Annotated in this window: 1 protein-coding gene; it reads left to right on the top strand. The window is 54.6% G+C overall.

What is annotated here, in order from left to right:
• On the top strand, positions 1-260 hold a 260-nt coding region (locus ACYP03_RS26800), incomplete at both ends, for an RNA polymerase factor sigma-54 (RefSeq protein ID WP_459782780.1).

Here is a 260-nt window from a genome sequence, read left to right as displayed (position 1 = left end):
AAAGAAGATGAGCTGAAAAACGTCATGGCACTGATTCACACGCTGGAGCCCCGTCCGGGCAACCGGGTGGTCGCCTCGGAAACCGAGTACGTCATTCCTGATGTGTCTGTGTTCAAGGATAAAGGCAAATGGGTGGTGACGATTAACCCGGACAGCGTCCCGCGCCTTCGCGTCAACGAACAATACGCGGCAATGAGCAAACAAACGCGCAACAGTGCCGACAGTCAGTTTATCCGCAGCCATCTTCAGGATGCCAAGTG

The organism is Photobacterium sp. R1 (genome assembly GCF_054600795.1).
The sequence above is the reverse complement of the archived record's forward strand: the minus strand, read 5'-3'. Positions and strand labels throughout refer to the sequence as shown.